17 protein-coding genes and 1 tRNA gene are annotated in these 13,751 nt (G+C 69.7%); 2 read left to right on the forward strand and 16 right to left on the reverse strand.

Annotation, left to right across the window (positions count from 1 at the left end; genetic code table 11):
• Positions 1-107: 107 nt before the first annotated feature.
• From rplL to ACIOD1_RS04075, 8 genes are all read right to left on the reverse strand, one after another.
• Positions 108-488 (reverse strand): 50S ribosomal protein L7/L12, encoded by a 381-nt coding sequence (rplL, locus tag ACIOD1_RS04040; protein WP_365621654.1) that lies wholly within the window; start codon positions 486-488, stop codon positions 108-110.
• A gap of 110 nt (positions 489-598) precedes the next feature.
• Positions 599-1,129 carry a 50S ribosomal protein L10 gene (rplJ, locus tag ACIOD1_RS04045; protein ID WP_008739730.1) on the reverse strand — a complete coding sequence of 177 codons (531 nt, stop codon included), beginning with the start codon at positions 1,127-1,129 and terminating at the stop codon, positions 599-601.
• Positions 1,130-1,426: 297 nt separating this feature from the next.
• Positions 1,427-2,290 (reverse strand): hypothetical protein, encoded by an 864-nt coding sequence (locus ACIOD1_RS04050; RefSeq protein ID WP_401899991.1) that lies wholly within the window; start codon positions 2,288-2,290, stop codon positions 1,427-1,429.
• 170 nt (positions 2,291-2,460) lie between these two features.
• A complete protein-coding gene (gene rplA / locus ACIOD1_RS04055) occupies positions 2,461-3,189 on the reverse strand; it encodes a 50S ribosomal protein L1 (protein ID WP_365621648.1) in 729 nt (242 codons plus the stop codon).
• Positions 3,190-3,280: 91 nt separating this feature from the next.
• Positions 3,281-3,715, reverse strand: coding sequence for a 50S ribosomal protein L11 (gene rplK, locus ACIOD1_RS04060; protein WP_053682632.1), 435 nt, complete (start codon positions 3,713-3,715; stop codon positions 3,281-3,283).
• Between the two features lie 170 nt (positions 3,716-3,885).
• Positions 3,886-4,830 (reverse strand): transcription termination/antitermination protein NusG, encoded by a 945-nt coding sequence (gene nusG / locus ACIOD1_RS04065; RefSeq protein WP_365621645.1) that lies wholly within the window; start codon positions 4,828-4,830, stop codon positions 3,886-3,888.
• 84 nt (positions 4,831-4,914) lie between these two features.
• Complete coding sequence (gene secE, locus ACIOD1_RS04070; RefSeq protein ID WP_030230573.1) at positions 4,915-5,196, reverse strand: preprotein translocase subunit SecE; 282 nt, start codon at positions 5,194-5,196, stop codon at positions 4,915-4,917.
• Positions 5,197-5,301: 105 nt separating this feature from the next.
• Positions 5,302-5,374 (reverse strand) — tRNA-Trp (locus ACIOD1_RS04075).
• Positions 5,375-5,566: 192 nt separating this feature from the next.
• Here ACIOD1_RS04075 and ACIOD1_RS04080 point away from each other — a divergent pair.
• Both ACIOD1_RS04080 and ACIOD1_RS04085 read left to right on the forward strand, forming a co-directional pair.
• A complete protein-coding gene (locus ACIOD1_RS04080) occupies positions 5,567-6,793 on the forward strand; it encodes a pyridoxal phosphate-dependent aminotransferase (RefSeq protein ID WP_365621642.1) in 1,227 nt (408 codons plus the stop codon).
• Between the two features lie 187 nt (positions 6,794-6,980).
• Positions 6,981-8,000: an adenosine deaminase gene (locus ACIOD1_RS04085; protein WP_365621639.1), complete on the forward strand. Its 1,020-nt coding sequence runs from the start codon at positions 6,981-6,983 to the stop codon at positions 7,998-8,000.
• On the opposite strand, the gene ACIOD1_RS04090 is transcribed toward ACIOD1_RS04085, so the two are convergent.
• From ACIOD1_RS04090 to rpmG, 8 genes are all read right to left on the reverse strand, one after another.
• Complete coding sequence (locus ACIOD1_RS04090; protein ID WP_365621636.1) at positions 7,990-8,361, reverse strand: hypothetical protein; 372 nt, start codon at positions 8,359-8,361, stop codon at positions 7,990-7,992. The genes ACIOD1_RS04085 and ACIOD1_RS04090 overlap by 11 nt on opposite strands.
• A gap of 46 nt (positions 8,362-8,407) precedes the next feature.
• Positions 8,408-9,508 (reverse strand): UDP-N-acetylmuramate dehydrogenase, encoded by a 1,101-nt coding sequence (locus ACIOD1_RS04095; RefSeq protein ID WP_401899997.1) that lies wholly within the window; start codon positions 9,506-9,508, stop codon positions 8,408-8,410.
• A 13-nt stretch (positions 9,509-9,521) separates the two neighbouring features.
• Positions 9,522-9,920: a DUF3291 domain-containing protein gene (locus ACIOD1_RS04100; protein WP_365621632.1), complete on the reverse strand. Its 399-nt coding sequence runs from the start codon at positions 9,918-9,920 to the stop codon at positions 9,522-9,524.
• Between the two features lie 140 nt (positions 9,921-10,060).
• A complete protein-coding gene (locus tag ACIOD1_RS04105) occupies positions 10,061-11,593 on the reverse strand; it encodes a DHA2 family efflux MFS transporter permease subunit (protein WP_401899999.1) in 1,533 nt (510 codons plus the stop codon).
• Between the two features lie 90 nt (positions 11,594-11,683).
• On the reverse strand, positions 11,684-12,244 hold the full coding sequence (locus ACIOD1_RS04110; protein ID WP_365621627.1) for a helix-turn-helix domain-containing protein: 561 nt from the start codon (positions 12,242-12,244) through the stop codon (positions 11,684-11,686).
• 214 nt (positions 12,245-12,458) lie between these two features.
• A complete protein-coding gene (locus ACIOD1_RS04115) occupies positions 12,459-12,887 on the reverse strand; it encodes a MaoC family dehydratase (RefSeq protein ID WP_401900003.1) in 429 nt (142 codons plus the stop codon).
• 1 nt (position 12,888) lies between these two features.
• The gene (locus tag ACIOD1_RS04120) at positions 12,889-13,341 is read right to left on the reverse strand and encodes a MaoC family dehydratase N-terminal domain-containing protein (protein ID WP_365621622.1); all 453 of its coding nucleotides are present in this window, start codon (positions 13,339-13,341) and stop codon (positions 12,889-12,891) included.
• A gap of 199 nt (positions 13,342-13,540) precedes the next feature.
• Positions 13,541-13,705: a 50S ribosomal protein L33 gene (gene rpmG / locus ACIOD1_RS04125; protein ID WP_007265873.1), complete on the reverse strand. Its 165-nt coding sequence runs from the start codon at positions 13,703-13,705 to the stop codon at positions 13,541-13,543.
• Between the last annotated feature and the right edge of the window lie 46 nt (positions 13,706-13,751).

Below are 13,751 nucleotides of genomic sequence, written 5' to 3' on the forward strand. Positions count from 1 at the left end.
TACTCCCCAACGAGACCAGGGCAAGTCAGGCACTGCGGGTACGCCAAAGGGCGACCACCCTTACGGGTGATCGCCCTTTGAAGGGGCCTCAGAGGGCCCCCGAGGTGTTACTTGACCTCGACGCCAGCGCCGGCAGCCTTGAGGGCCTCGGCGGCCTTGTCAGCGGCCTCCTTGGCGACCTTCTCGAGAACGGGCTTCGGGGCGCCGTCCACGAGGTCCTTGGCCTCCTTGAGGCCCAGGGAGGTGAGCTCGCGCACGACCTTGATGACCTGGATCTTCTTGTCGCCGGCACCGGTGAGGATGACGTCGAACTCGTCCTGCTCCTCGACGGCCTCAGCGGCGGCGGGGGCGCCCGGGCCGGCAACGGCGACGGCCGCGGCGGCGGTGACGTCGAACTTCTCCTCGAACGCCTTCACGAACTCGGAGAGCTCGATGAGGGTGAGCTCCTCGAACTGGGCGAGGAGTTCGTCCTGGGTGAGCTTCGCCATGATGGGCGATCCTTCCACTAATTCGGCAGGTGCCGGATGTATTGAGAGGCGGGCGTAACGGCCCGCTTTGACCCACGCACTAGGCGGCGTGGATCAGTGCGCGAGCCGAATTACTCGGCACCGCCCTGCTCGGCGAGCTTGACGCGAAGCGCTTCCGCGGTGCGGACGAACTTCGACGGCAGCGCCTGGAAGAGCGAGGCAGCCTGAGACTGCTTGCCCTTGAACGCGCCGGCCAGCTTGCTGAGCAGAACCTCGCGGGACTCGAGGTCCGCAAGCTTCTTGATCTCATCGGCGGTGAGCGCCTTACCATCAAGGACACCCGCCTTGATGATGAGGTTCGGGTTGTCCTTGGCGAAGTCACGCAGGCTCTTCGCCGACTCCACCGGGTCACCGGTGATGAAGGCGACCGCGGTAGGACCAGCGAAGTGCTCGTCCAGCGCGGTGATCCCGGCCTGGTTGGCCGCAATCTTGGTCAGCGTGTTCTTCACCACGGCGTACTGGGCGTTCTCACCGAGCGAACGACGCAGCGTCTTGAGCTGCGCGACGGTGAGACCCCGGTACTCGGTCAGCACGGCGGCGTTCGAGCTCTGGAACGCGTCCTTGAGCTCGGCTACCGCGGCAGCCTTGTTGGGCGTCGGCATAGCGCTTCGGCCTCCTTCCGGGTGATGAGGACCGCTCAGAAGGGGCCGGACAAACAAAACGCCCCGGCGCAAGCGCACGGGGCACGGCTCGACCAGACGAATCTGGGAACCTTCCACGAACACCTACGCAGGACGTCCGCTTGCGGCGGATCCTTCGGCCACCGCACTCTTGCGAGCACGGCAACGACCAGCGGTCTTTGGCTTCTGGTGAAGCGTACGCGAAGCATCCGATGTCAAGCAAATCCGCCCGGGTCGGGCCGGCGACGACCGGACCCGAGCGGCCACCAAGGGCCTTGATCAGCCCTTCGACAGCTCGGCGAGGTCCATGACCTGGTCCGCCGGCGGGGCGGCGATGTCGACCGGCTGGTTGTAGTCGAGGAACTTGATCGTGGACTCCAGCGGGCCGTTCTTGGCCTCGCCGCGGGTGCGGACCTGCTTGGTGTGGTCCGACTCGTCGATCCACATGTCGATCGTGAGCTTTTGGATCCCCTCGTCCTCCAGGGCCTGGACCGACTTCTCCTGGCGCGTCCGGGCCTCCGGCGTCGCGCCGGTCAGGGCGGCCCGCATCTGCTCCAGGGTGACCGTGCCGCTGACGTGCTTGGTCTTCACGCCGTCCACGGTCTCGTCGCCGACGGTCTTGAGGTCCTCGGCCTTGAGCAGCTCGCCGGCGCGGTCACCCGGGTTCTCGGCGGACTTGTCCCCGCCGGAGCCCTCCAGCTTCTTCTGGGTGGCCGCGTCCGCGCTCTTCATGTCGAACTTGATCCACTGGCCGTCGGCGCCGATGAACATGGCGCCGTCGACCAGGCGGATCTCGGCGGCGTCATCACCGCCGCTGACCTTCATGGTCATGGCCAGGGAGGGCTTCGTCTGCAGCGACACCTCGCTGTTGCTCGTCTCGCCCCCGGAGGTGGTCACCGCGGTGTAGCGCAGCGAGGTGATCTCCTCGGACTTCTTCTGCACCTTCTCCAGGTACGCGGCCGGGGTCGCGTTCGCGACGCCCTTCGCCGCGCCCTGGCCGGCGCCCGGGGCGGACGGGGTCGCCTGGGCGCCCGCCGCCTTGCCGCCGTCGTCCTTCTTGCCGCTCTCGCAGGCCGTGGCCCCACCCACGAGCAGTGCGGCGGCCAGTACGGCCCCGGCGGTCCTGTTGCGGTACGTCGTCATGTGGAGTCCCCACCCCTGTGTGATCGTTTGGCGAAGTCTTGACCTTAACCGGGGTTTGGGCCGCGCGCCTCTCGATTGTGGCCACGAAACGGAAACGGGCCCCGCACCCCCCCGAAAGGGGGTGCGGAGCCCGTTCAACCACTCAGTGGTCCGATCTGGCCTGGGCCGGATCAGACAGACGCCGGGTCTTCCTCGACGAGGAGGTTCCGGGTGCGGTTGGAGTCCAGCAGGATGCCGGGACCCATCGTGGTGCTGAGGGCGGCCTTCTTGATGTAGCGGCCCTTGGCGGCGGACGGCTTCAGACGGATGATCTCGTCCAGGGCCGCCGCGTAGTTCTCGACCAGCTGCTCATCGGAGAAGGAGACCTTGCCGATGATGAAGTGCAGGTTCGAGTGCTTGTCGACGCGGAACTCGATCTTGCCACCCTTGATCTCGGTGACAGCCTTGGCGACGTCCATGGTGACGGTGCCGGTCTTCGGGTTCGGCATCAGGCCACGGGGACCGAGCACGCGGCCGAGGCGGCCGACCTTGCCCATGAGGTCCGGGGTGGCGACGACCGCGTCGAACTCGTTCAGGCGGTTGCCCTTGGCGATCTCGTTGATCAGCTCGTCATCGCCGACGATGTCGGCGCCGGCGGCTTCCGCGGCCGCAGCACGGTCACCGGTCGCGAAGACCAGGACCCGGGCGGTCTTGCCGGTGCCGTGCGGGAGGTTCACGGTGCCGCGGACCATCTGGTCGGCCTTGCGCGGGTCTACACCCAGGCGGAAGGCGATCTCGACGGTGCTGTCGAACTTGGTCGCGGAGGTCTCCTTGGCGATACGGACGGCCTCGAGCGGGGCGTACAGCTTGTCCCGGTCGATCTTGGCGTCCGCAGCGCGGAGAGTCTTGCTGCGCTTCACTTCTGCTCCTGTTTGGTGACTTCAGGCGTGGAGTCGTGGTGCGGACCAGCGCTTGGTCCTACCACTGGTGCTGCTGGGCGGGGTGGCTGAATCAGCCTTCGACCGTGATGCCCATCGAACGCGCGGTGCCGGCGATGATCTTCTCGGCCGCGTCGATGTCGTTGGCGTTGAGGTCGGGCATCTTGAGCGTGGCGATCTCACGGACCTGGTCACGCGTGAGCTTCGCGACCTTGGTCTTGTGCGGCTCGCCGGAGCCCTTCTCCACGCCCGCGCTCTTCAGGATGAGGCGCGCGGCCGGCGGAGTCTTGGTGATGAAGGTGAAGGAACGGTCGTCGTAGACCGTGATCTCCACCGGCACGACCATGCCACGCTGCGACTCGGTCGCGGCGTTGTAGGCCTTGCAGAACTCCATGATGTTGACGCCGTGCTGACCGAGCGCGGGGCCGACCGGCGGTGCCGGGTTGGCCGCGCCGGCCTTGATCTGGAGCTTGATGAGCCCCGTGATCTTCTTCTTCTTGGGAGGCATTGCTCTCTCCGGGTCCTAGTGAGAGTTTTTCGCCGCCAATCCGGTCATCCGGATGGAGGCATACCGCACCACGATAACGGGTATCGGTGCGAGGCTGAAAACCGAGCAGGTCAGACCGCCCTTTTCGGGGTGGTCTGACCTGTTCGAAGCAGTGGTCCAGAAGACCTGGATCAGTTCTTCTGGATCTGGTCGAAGCTGAGCTCGACCGGGGTCTCGCGACCGAAGATCTCGACGAGGCCCTTGACCTTCTTCGAGTCCGGGTTGATCTCGTTGATCGTCGCCTGCAGCGTCGCGAACGGGCCGTCGGTGACGGTGACCGAGTCGCCGACCTCGAAGTCCAGGACCTCGATGGTGCGCTTGACGGACGGCGCGGGCAGACCGGCGGCCTCGGCGGCGGCCTTGTCGGCCTTCTCCTTGGCTTCCGGCGCGAGCATCTTGACGATCTCGTCGAGCGTCAGCGGGTACGGGTCGTACGCGTTGCCCACGAAGCCGGTGACGCCGGGGGTGTTGCGGACGACGCCCCAGGACTCGTTCGTCAGGTCCATGCGGACGAGAACGTAACCGGGCAGCTTGTTCTGCCGGACGTTCTTGCGCTCGCCGTTCTTGATCTGGACGATCTCTTCCTCGGGCACCTCGGCCGAGTAGATGAAGTCCTCGACGTTGAGCGAGACGGCGCGCTGTTCGAGGTTCGCCTTCACGCGCTTCTCGTAGCCCGCGTAGGTGTGGATGACGTACCACTCGCCGGGGAGCAGGCGCAGCTCGTCACGGAGGGCCTGGACGGGGTCGACCGGCTCGGCGGGCTCGACCTCGGCGGCCTCTTCGGCCTCGTCCTCGTCGGTCTCGTCCGCGGCGGCGTCGGTCTCGTCTTCGGCGTCGTCCTCGACGGCGTCGGCGGCGTTCTCGGCCTCGGCGTCGTCCTCGATCTCGTCAGCCTCGTCGGCCTCGTCCTCGACGTGGAGCGCGGCTTCCTCGGCGGCGGTGCCGGCCTCGGCGTCTGCCAGCTCGACCTCGTCGGGGTCCACGGCGTCGGCACCCTCGACGATGTCGAGCTGGTCCTCAACGGACTCGACGGACTCGACGGACTCGTCGCTCACGTTCAGGTTCGGGTCAGACACGGTGGCTGCTTCTTCCTGGATACAAAAGGTGGTCGAACATGCGAAAACGGGCGGCACCCATCAAGGCGCCGCCCTCCGCGGGGATCAGCCGAAGACGAACTTGATGGCTTCCTGGAACCCATAGTCAATCACGGTCACAAGACCGATCATGATGACGACGAACACGATCACCACGGTGGTGTACGTCGAGAGCTGGTTTCGAGTGGGCCATACGACCTTGCGGAGTTCCGCGACGATCTGGCGGTAGAAAAGCGCGAGACGGCCGAGAGGGCCCTTCTTGCCGCGCTTGCCGCCCTTGCGGGCCTTCTTCTCGCGGGTGTCGTCCTCGGCGTCAGGCATGTCGATGGAGCCCAGGGCGTCCGTCACGTCTCTCACCTGAATCCGGGTCGTGGCCGTAGCCGCGCCCGGTTGCGCCGCACGGCGTTGCATCGAAGTACGTACCTGCGCACACATCCGAGAAGGAGTGTGGAGCAGGGCCGGAGGGACTCGAACCCCCAACCGCTGGTTTTGGAGACCAGTGCTCTACCAATTGAGCTACGACCCTTTGCGTTCCCCAACCTACCGCATCCGAGCGAGTGCACGGAGTGCGCACGCTCTGGGGCGCTTGGCGGGGACCAACGAGAGGTGAGCATACGTGTTCCGGGCCCTGACGTCGAACAGAAAGGATCCGGACCTGCTCCGTCCGGTACCTGAAACGGTGTGCGGCGCTTCCGGGCCGTCTGGGACGATTGGCCGCATGACCTCTGCAACGCCTTCCTCCGAGCGCCGGGTGTCCGCCCGCATCGGCGCCATTTCCGAGTCCGCCACCCTCGCCGTGGACGCCAAGGCCAAGGCCCTCAAGGCCGCCGGACGTCCGGTGATCGGCTTCGGCGCGGGCGAGCCCGACTTCCCCACCCCGGACTACATCGTGGAAGCGGCGGTCGAGGCCTGCCGCAACCCGAAGTACCACCGCTACACGCCGGCCGGCGGCCTGCCCGAGCTGAAGGCCGCCATCGCCGCCAAGACGCTGCGCGACTCCGGCTACGAGGTCGACGCCTCCCAGGTCCTGGTGACCAACGGCGGCAAGCAGGCCATCTACGAGGCCTTCGCCGCGATCCTCGACCCGGGCGACGAGGTCATCGTCCCGGCCCCGTACTGGACCACCTACCCCGAGTCGATCCGCCTCGCCGGCGGTGTCCCGGTGGAGGTCGTCGCCGACGAGACCACCGGCTACCGGGTCTCCGTCGAGCAGCTGGAGGCCGCGCGCACCGCGCGCACCAAGGTCGTCCTGTTCGTCTCCCCGTCCAACCCGACGGGCGCCGTCTACAGCGAGGCCGACGCCGAGGCCATCGGCCGCTGGGCCGCCGACAAGGGCCTGTGGGTCCTCACCGACGAGATCTACGAGCACCTCGTCTACGGCGACGCGAAGTTCGTCTCCCTCCCGGCGATCGTCCCCGAGCTGGCCGACCGCTGCATCATCGTCAACGGCGTCGCCAAGACGTACGCCATGACCGGCTGGCGCGTGGGCTGGATCGTCGGCCCGAAGGACGTGGTCAAGGCCGCGACCAACCTGCAGTCGCACGCCACCTCCAACGTCTCCAACGTGGCCCAGGTCGCGGCGCTGGCCGCCGTCTCCGGCAACCTGGACGCCGTCCACGAGATGCGCACGGCCTTCGACCGCCGCCGCCAGACCATCGTGCGGATGCTGAACGAGATCGACGGCGTCTTCTGCCCGACCCCCGAGGGCGCCTTCTACGCGTACCCGTCGGTCAAGGAGCTGCTCGGCAAGGAGATCCGCGGCAAGCGCCCGCAGACCTCCGCCGAGCTGGCCGCGCTGATCCTGGACGAGGCCGAGGTCGCGGTGGTCCCGGGCGAGGCCTTCGGCACCCCGGGCTACCTGCGCCTGTCCTACGCCCTGGGCGACGAGGACCTGGTCGAGGGCGTGTCCCGCCTCCAGAAGCTGCTGGCCGAGGCCAAGGCCTAGGCCCGTTGATCACGGACCTGTCCGTCGAGCGCCCGAGCGGCGGCTCCCCCACCGGGAGTCGCCGCTCGGGCGTTTCCGGGGCTCCGCGGGCTCACCGGTGGGCGCGGAACCAGAATTTCCGTTCGGGCAAGGTCCCGTTCAGGTAATCCGGCTGCCGATCGGGCGGCGCGTACGGCAGGATCGGGAGATGGAGCACGTACGCGATCTCACGCTTCTGCCGAAAGCCCACCTCCACCTGCACTTCACCGGCTCGATGCGACCATCGACCCTGCTGGAGCTCGCCGACAAGTACGGGGTCCGCCTCCCCGACGCGCTGACCGCCGGGGAGCCGCCCAAGCTGCGCGCCACCGACGAGCGCGGCTGGTTCCGTTTCCAGCGCCTCTACGACGCCGCCCGCTCCTGCCTGCGCGAACCCGACGACATTCGCCGGTTGGTGCGCGAGGCCGCCGAGGAGGACGTACGGGACGGCAGCGGCTGGCTGGAGATCCAGGTCGACCCCACCTCCTACGCCCCGCTCCTCGGCGGCATGATCCCGGCCGTCGAGGTCATCCTGGACGCCGTGGACTCCGCCTCCCGCGAGACGGGCCTCGGGATGCGGGTGGTGATCGCCGCCAACCGCATGAAGCACCCCCTGGACGCCCGCACCCTGGCCCGGCTGGCCGTCCGCTACGCCGACCGCGGGGTCGTCGGGTTCGGCCTGTCCAACGACGAGCGCCGGGGCATGGCCCGCGACTTCGACCGGGCCTTCGCCATCGCCCGCGACGGCGGCCTCCTCGCCGCCCCCCACGGGGGCGAGCTGACCGGGCCCTCCTCGGTGCGGGACTGCCTCGACGACCTGCACGCCACCCGCATCGGGCACGGCGTACGGGCCGCGGAGGACCCCCGGCTGCTCAAGAGGCTCGCCGACCGGCAGATCACCTGCGAGGTCTGCCCGGCCTCCAACGTGGCCCTCGGGGTGTACGAGCGTCACGAGGACGTGCCGCTGCGGACCCTCTTCGAGGCCGGCGTGCCGATGGCGCTGGGCGCGGACGACCCGCTGCTCTTCGGTTCCCGCCTCGCGGCCCAGTACGAGATCGCCCGCCTCCACCACGGCTTCACGGACGCCGAACTCGCCGAGCTGGCCCGCCAGTCGGTGCGCGGCAGCGCCGCGCCGGAGGACGTACAGGCCAAGCTGCTCGGCGGGATCGACCACTGGCTCAGCGGGTGAGCCGCAGGTCCCCGTCGTAACAGTCGGCCCGCACCCTGTCCCCGTCCGGGAAACCGATCTCCAGGTGGGTGCGGCCCTGCTCGGGGAGGCCGAACTCCGCCACCGAGGCGACGGTCCGGCCGAGATGGCGCAGGAAGGCGTGGTCGCCGAGGTCCTCGCCGACCTCGATGCGGCCCCACTCCCCCATGTCGTGCGGGGCGTGGGGGACGGCGGCCTCGACGATGAGGCACTGGTCCGACCCGGTGGTGATGCGCGTGCAGTCGCCCGCGCTGTCGACCAGCCAGACGTCCAGGGGCGCCTCGGAACGCTCGCCCTCCCAGATGTGCCAGGACGCGACGACCCGGCTGATCTCGCGTCCCACGAGGCGGGTGGGGTCCGTACCGGCCCCGTGCCGGGGGCAGCGCATGTCAGAGGTCGACGCCCACCGTCACCGGCTCGTTGACGAGGGTCACGCCGAAGGCGGCGTGCACTCCGGCGACGACCTCGCGGGCCAGCACCAGGAGGTCCTCGGTGGTGGCCCCGCCGCGGTTGGTGAGGGCGAGGGTGTGCTTGGTGGAGATCCGGGCCGGACCGGCGCCGTAGCCCTTGGTGAAGCCGGCCTTGTCGATCAGCCAGGCCGCGCTGGTCTTCGTACGGCCCTCGCCGGCCGGGTACGCGGGCGGCGTGGTGTCGGGGCCGAGGCGGTCCTGGGCGCGGGCGAGGAAGGCGGTGTAGGCCTCGTCGGTCAGGATCGGGTTGTGGAAGAAGGATCCGGCGGACCAGGTGTCGTGGTCGGCGGGGTCCAGGACCATGCCCTTGCCGGCGCGCAGGCGCAGGACGGTCTCGCGGGCGGCGGCGGCCGGGACCCGGTCTCCGGCCTCGACGCCGAGGGCGCGGGCGGTCTCCGGGTACTTGATCGGGGCGGAGAGCCCGCCGGCGTCCTCCAGGGCGAAGCGCACGCGCAGGACGACGTAGCGGTCGGGCTGGTCCTTGAAGGTGCTGTTGCGGTACCGGAAGGCGCACTCGGCGGCGCTCAGGGTGACCGTCGCGCGGGTGGCGCGGTCGTAGGCGACGACCTCGGTGATGGTGTCGCAGACCTCCTGGCCGTACGCCCCGACGTTCTGGATCGGGGTGGCGCCGGCCGAGCCGGGGATCCCGGCGAGGCATTCGATGCCCGCCAGGCCCGCCGCGACGGTGCGGGCGACGGCGTCGCTCCAGTTCTCGCCGGCGGCGAGCTCCAGCCGCGTCCCGTCCAGGTCGTAGCCGGTGGTCGCGATGCGCAGGGCGGTGCCGCCGAAGCCCCGGTCTCCGATGACCAGGTTGCTGCCGCCGCCGATGACCAGGAGCGGGGTGCCGCTCTCGTCCGCGGCGCGCACGGCGTCGACGACCTCGGCGTCCGTGGTGGCGGTGATCAGCCGGGCCGCCGGGCCGCCGAGGCGGAAGGTGGTCAGGGGGGCGAGGGGGGCATCGTGGAGTTCCTGCACGTGGACAAGAGTACGGTCCACCCCCCTCGCATCCCCGCCGGGCACTCGGCAGGTCGCCTCAGGAGGTCCGCTCCTGCTCCGCCAGACGGCGCTCCGCCTCCTCCCAGCGGATGGGCAGTTCCGAGGCGCGCACGGTCCAGAAGGTGAACGCGGCTTCCTTGGTGAAGGCGGCCGCCGCCCGGGAGCTGGATCGGTGCGGCTCGCTGCGGGCGAAGCGGTAGAGGGCGTCGCGGTCCTCCCAGGCCGAGAGGGTCAGGAAGGTGCGGCGCAGGACGCGGGCGCGCAGGGCGACCCCGTGGGCGCCGGGGGCCTTGCGTATCTGGAGGACGATGCCGGGGGCCTTGAGGAAGAACTTCACGGCGCCGCCGAGGGTGGCGGTCTCGAAGCGGGAGGCCATGACGTAGACCTCGGCGTCGGGGGCGGCCTGGGTGGGCGTGGACCAGGGGATGTCGGGCATGACGGGTTCTCCTTGGTGGTCACGGGGCCGTACGGAACCTCGCGCGCGGCCGGGGCCGCGGTGCTCGCGGGCCCGCCCGGGCGCGGGCGCGGCCGGCGAGCGGGGTCGGCGAGGGGCGCGGGGTTGGGCCGGGGCGGCGATCAGCCGGCGGCGGGGGCCGGCTCTCCGGCGGGGCGCTCCGCGGTGGGGGCGTCGGAGCCGGCGACGCGGGCCGGGGGCCGGTTCCGGCGGGGCAGGAGCAGGGCCAGCCCGGCGGCGAGGGCGACGACGAGGGCGCCGATCCAGAGGGCGGGCACGGTCCCGTCGGTGAAGGTCTGCGGGGTCTCGTAGCCGCCCCGGGCGGAGAAGACGGAGGCGAGGACGGCCACACCGAGGGCTCCGCCGACCTCGCGCAGGGCGCTGTTGGTGCCGGAGGCCTTGCCCTGGTCGGCGGGGGTCACGGTGGACATGAGCACGTTGCTCGCGGGGGCGAAGTAGAGGGACATGCCGATCCCGCTGAGGATCAGGGCCGGGAGCTGGGTGCTGTAGGAGACGTCGGTGCTGAGGACGGCCGCGAACCAGCCGAGGCCGATGGCCTGGAGGACCAGTCCGGCGACGACGACGGGGCGGCCGCCGATCCGGTCGGAGAGGATGCCCGCGATCGGGGCGACGATCACGGCCATGCCGGTCCAGGGGAGCATGCGCAGTCCGGCCTCGGTGGGCGAGTAGCCGGCGACGCCCTGGAGGAACTGGCTGAGCAGGAAGATCGAGCCGAACATGCCCAGGTACATCAGCAGGCCGGCGAAGTTGATCCCGAAGAAGCCCCGGTCCCGGAAGAGACGCATGGGGAGCATGGGGTTCGCGTTGCGGAAACCGTGCACGACGAACCCGCCGACGAGGGCGCTGCCGGCGATCAGGCCGGTCAGGACGGGGGCGCTGGTCCAGCCGTGGGCGTTGGCGTTGACCAGGCCGTAGACGATGCCGAACAGGCCGCCGCTGATGAGGAGGGTGCCGGGGACGTCGAGGCGGGAGCCGGGGGCGGTGGACTCGTTGAGGCGCAGTCGGGAGAGCGGGATCAGGGCGACGCCGATCGGCACGTTGAGCCAGAAGATCCACTGCCAGGAGATGTGCTCGGTGAGGCTGCCGCCGATGAGGGGGCCACTGGCGACGGCGAGGCCGCTGACGGCTCCGTAGATGCCGAGGGCCATGCCGCGTCGGGCGGCCGGCACGGCGACGGTGAGCAGGGTGAGGGAGAGCGGCATCATGATCGCCGCGCCGACGCCCTGGACGGCGCGGGCGGCGATCAGCTCGTCTATCCCGGAGGCGAGGGCGGCCGCGGCGGAGGCCGCGCTGAAGACGGCGAGCCCGGCGACGAAGAGCCGGCGGCGGCCGAAGCGGTCCCCGAGGGCGGATCCGAAGAGCAGCAGGACGGCGAAGGTGAGCGTGTAGGCGTTCACCGTCCACTCCAGGTCCTCCAGCTTTCCGCCGAGGTCGGCGCGGATGGCGGGGAGGGCGGTGGTGACGACGAGGTTGTCGAGGGCTGCCATGAAGCTGGCGGCGCCGGTGAGGACGAGCGCCCAGACGGCGGACCGACTGAGCCGGGCCCCTTCCTCCCGACGGCTCCCCGGTTCCTCCTGCCGGCCCCGTGACTGGTGTTGTGGCTGGTGCCGTGGCTGGTGCTCTCGCTGCTTCATGGTGTGGATCCCCCTGCGATTGGTTAGTTATTGCTGACTAACTTCGATGGACAGAAAGAGGCCCGGGCCGCTCGGGCCCGAGGGTGAGGGCTACCGCCCCTCGACCGCGCCCGAGGGGTAGAGGCCCTCCCAGATGCGGTGACCGGGCGGAAATCCCATGGCGGAGAGGGTGTTGATGAGCATCCCCTGCGCCATGAAGCCGGCGGTCGCGACGGCGTCGCACCCCAGGGGCACCGAGACGGTGTCCCACAGCGCGAGCCAGCCGGCCCGGACGAGCTCACCGAGCTCGCGGTCCCCGGCCGCCTCGGCGGCGGCGATGGTGACGTACATCTGGAGCTGCATCTGGAGCACGTGCGGGTCTTCGGCGATCAGCCGGGTGTAGGCCTCCGCCATGGCGTGGCGCGCCTCGTCGCCCTCCAGGCCGTCCGCCGCGTCGGCGAACACCTGCCGGGTGGTCTCCAGGCAGCGGGCGGACGCCGCGAGGAAGATGGCCTGCTTGTTGGGGAAGAGCCGGAACAGGTACGGCTGTGAGACCCCGACCCGTTTGGCGATGGCCTCGGTCGACGTCCCGTAGTAGCCGCCCTGGGCGAACTCCCGGGCCGCCGCTCGAATGACGCTCTCGCGCCGCTCCTCTGCACTCATCCTGGCCATGTCTTCAAGTTAGTGCTCAATCACTAACTTGGCAAGACCGATGGGCGCGGCACTTTCCACGTGTGCAGGGGGGCGGAAGAGGGGGGCGGCGGCGGGGCGGGGGCGGGCGGGTGGTGGCGGCACGGGGCGACGGCCCTCGCGGGGCGGGGTGTGCGCCACCGCGTGGGGGCGCACACCCTGTCGCCCCGCCCGGCGTCGGGCGGGGGGGGAAGCCTCAGGCGAGCCGGACCACCGCACGGGACATGCCGAGGACCTTCTGGCCCGCGCTCGTCGCCGTCAGGTCCACCCGGACCCGGTTGTCGTCCAGCTTCACGGCGACCTTCGCGCTGATCTCGATCACGGCGCCCTCGTCGTCGTTCGGGACGATGACCGGGCGGGTGAAGCGGACGCCGTACTCGACGACCGAACCGGGGTCGCCGGCCCAGTCGGTCACCACACGGATCGCCTCGGCCATGGTGAACATGCCGTGCGCGATCACGTCCGGCAGCCCGACCTCCTTGGCGAACTTCTCGTTCCAGTGGATCGGGTTGAAGTCACCCGAGGCGCCCGCGTACCGGACGAGCGTGGCGCGCGTCACGGGGAAGGAGGCCCCCGGCAGCTCGGTGCCGACCTCGACGTCGTCGTACTGGATCTTCGCGGTCATCTCAGGCCTCCTCGGGGGCGCGGGAGACGAGCTTGCTCCACGCCGTCACCACGTGCTCGCCGGACTCGTCGTGGACCTCGCCGCGGATGTCGATGACGTCGTTGCCGGCGAGGGACTTCACGGACTCGATCGTGGAGGTCACCGTGAGCCGGTCGCCCGCCCGCACGGGGCGGACGTAGGAGAACTTCTGGTCCCCGTGCACGACGCGGCTGTAGTCCAGCCCGAGCTGGGGGTCTGCGATGACCTGGCCGGCAGCGGCGAAGGTGATGGCGAACACGAAGGTCGGGGGGGCGATGACGTCCTGGTGGCCGAAGGCCTTGGCCGCCTCGGGGTCGGTGTAGACGGGATTGTCGTCGCCCACCGCGACCGCGAATTCGCGGATCTTCTCCCGACCCACCTCGTAGGGATCGGTGGGCGGGTAGGTCCGCCCCACGAAGGACTGGTCGAGGGCCATGGCTCACTACCTCCAGTTGGAAACAACACAAGGACACACAAAGGCGAGCGGACGACCGTCACTCACCGCTACCGCGCTCGCGGCCGCGAACCGTGATCGGTGATCAGCGATCGGATACGCGGAAACGACACGAGGCCGCCCCCCAAATGAGGGGGACGACCTCGTGACGATGCCAATTAGTCGAGAGACTTCGCCAGGATCAGCGGGTCTCGCGGTGCGCGGTGTGCGAGTTGCAACGCGGGCAGTGCTTCTTCATCTCCATGCGATCCGGGTTGTTACGCCGGTTCTTCTTGGTGATGTAGTTCCGCTCCTTGCACTCCACGCAGGCCAGCGTGATCTTCGGGCGGACGTCGGTGGCAGCCACGTGAGTGCTCCTTGACGGACAGTAGGACGGATGAACGCATAAAAGA

The organism is Streptomyces sp. NPDC088097 (assembly GCF_044741845.1).
In the GTDB taxonomy this organism is placed as follows: Bacteria; Actinomycetota; Actinomycetes; order Streptomycetales; family Streptomycetaceae; genus Streptomyces.

Excerpts from the sequence above, each read along its gene's own strand:
- rplL (WP_365621654.1), bottom strand. The coding sequence starts at position 488 with ATGGCGAAGCTCACCCAGGACGAACTCCTCGCCCAGTTCGAGGAGCTC.
- rplJ (WP_008739730.1), bottom strand. The coding sequence starts at position 1,129 with ATGCCGACGCCCAACAAGGCTGCCGCGGTAGCCGAGCTCAAGGACGCG.
- ACIOD1_RS04050 (WP_401899991.1), bottom strand. The coding sequence starts at position 2,290 with ATGACGACGTACCGCAACAGGACCGCCGGGGCCGTACTGGCCGCCGCA.
- rplK (WP_053682632.1), bottom strand. The coding sequence starts at position 3,715 with ATGCCTCCCAAGAAGAAGAAGATCACGGGGCTCATCAAGCTCCAGATC.
- ACIOD1_RS04080 (WP_365621642.1), top strand. The coding sequence starts at position 5,567 with ATGACCTCTGCAACGCCTTCCTCCGAGCGCCGGGTGTCCGCCCGCATC.
- ACIOD1_RS04085 (WP_365621639.1), top strand. The coding sequence starts at position 6,981 with ATGGAGCACGTACGCGATCTCACGCTTCTGCCGAAAGCCCACCTCCAC.
- ACIOD1_RS04100 (WP_365621632.1), bottom strand. The coding sequence starts at position 9,920 with ATGCCCGACATCCCCTGGTCCACGCCCACCCAGGCCGCCCCCGACGCC.
- ACIOD1_RS04105 (WP_401899999.1), bottom strand. The coding sequence starts at position 11,593 with ATGAAGCAGCGAGAGCACCAGCCACGGCACCAGCCACAACACCAGTCA.
- ACIOD1_RS04110 (WP_365621627.1), bottom strand. The coding sequence starts at position 12,244 with ATGGCCAGGATGAGTGCAGAGGAGCGGCGCGAGAGCGTCATTCGAGCG.
- ACIOD1_RS04115 (WP_401900003.1), bottom strand. The coding sequence starts at position 12,887 with ATGACCGCGAAGATCCAGTACGACGACGTCGAGGTCGGCACCGAGCTG.
- ACIOD1_RS04120 (WP_365621622.1), bottom strand. The coding sequence starts at position 13,341 with ATGGCCCTCGACCAGTCCTTCGTGGGGCGGACCTACCCGCCCACCGAT.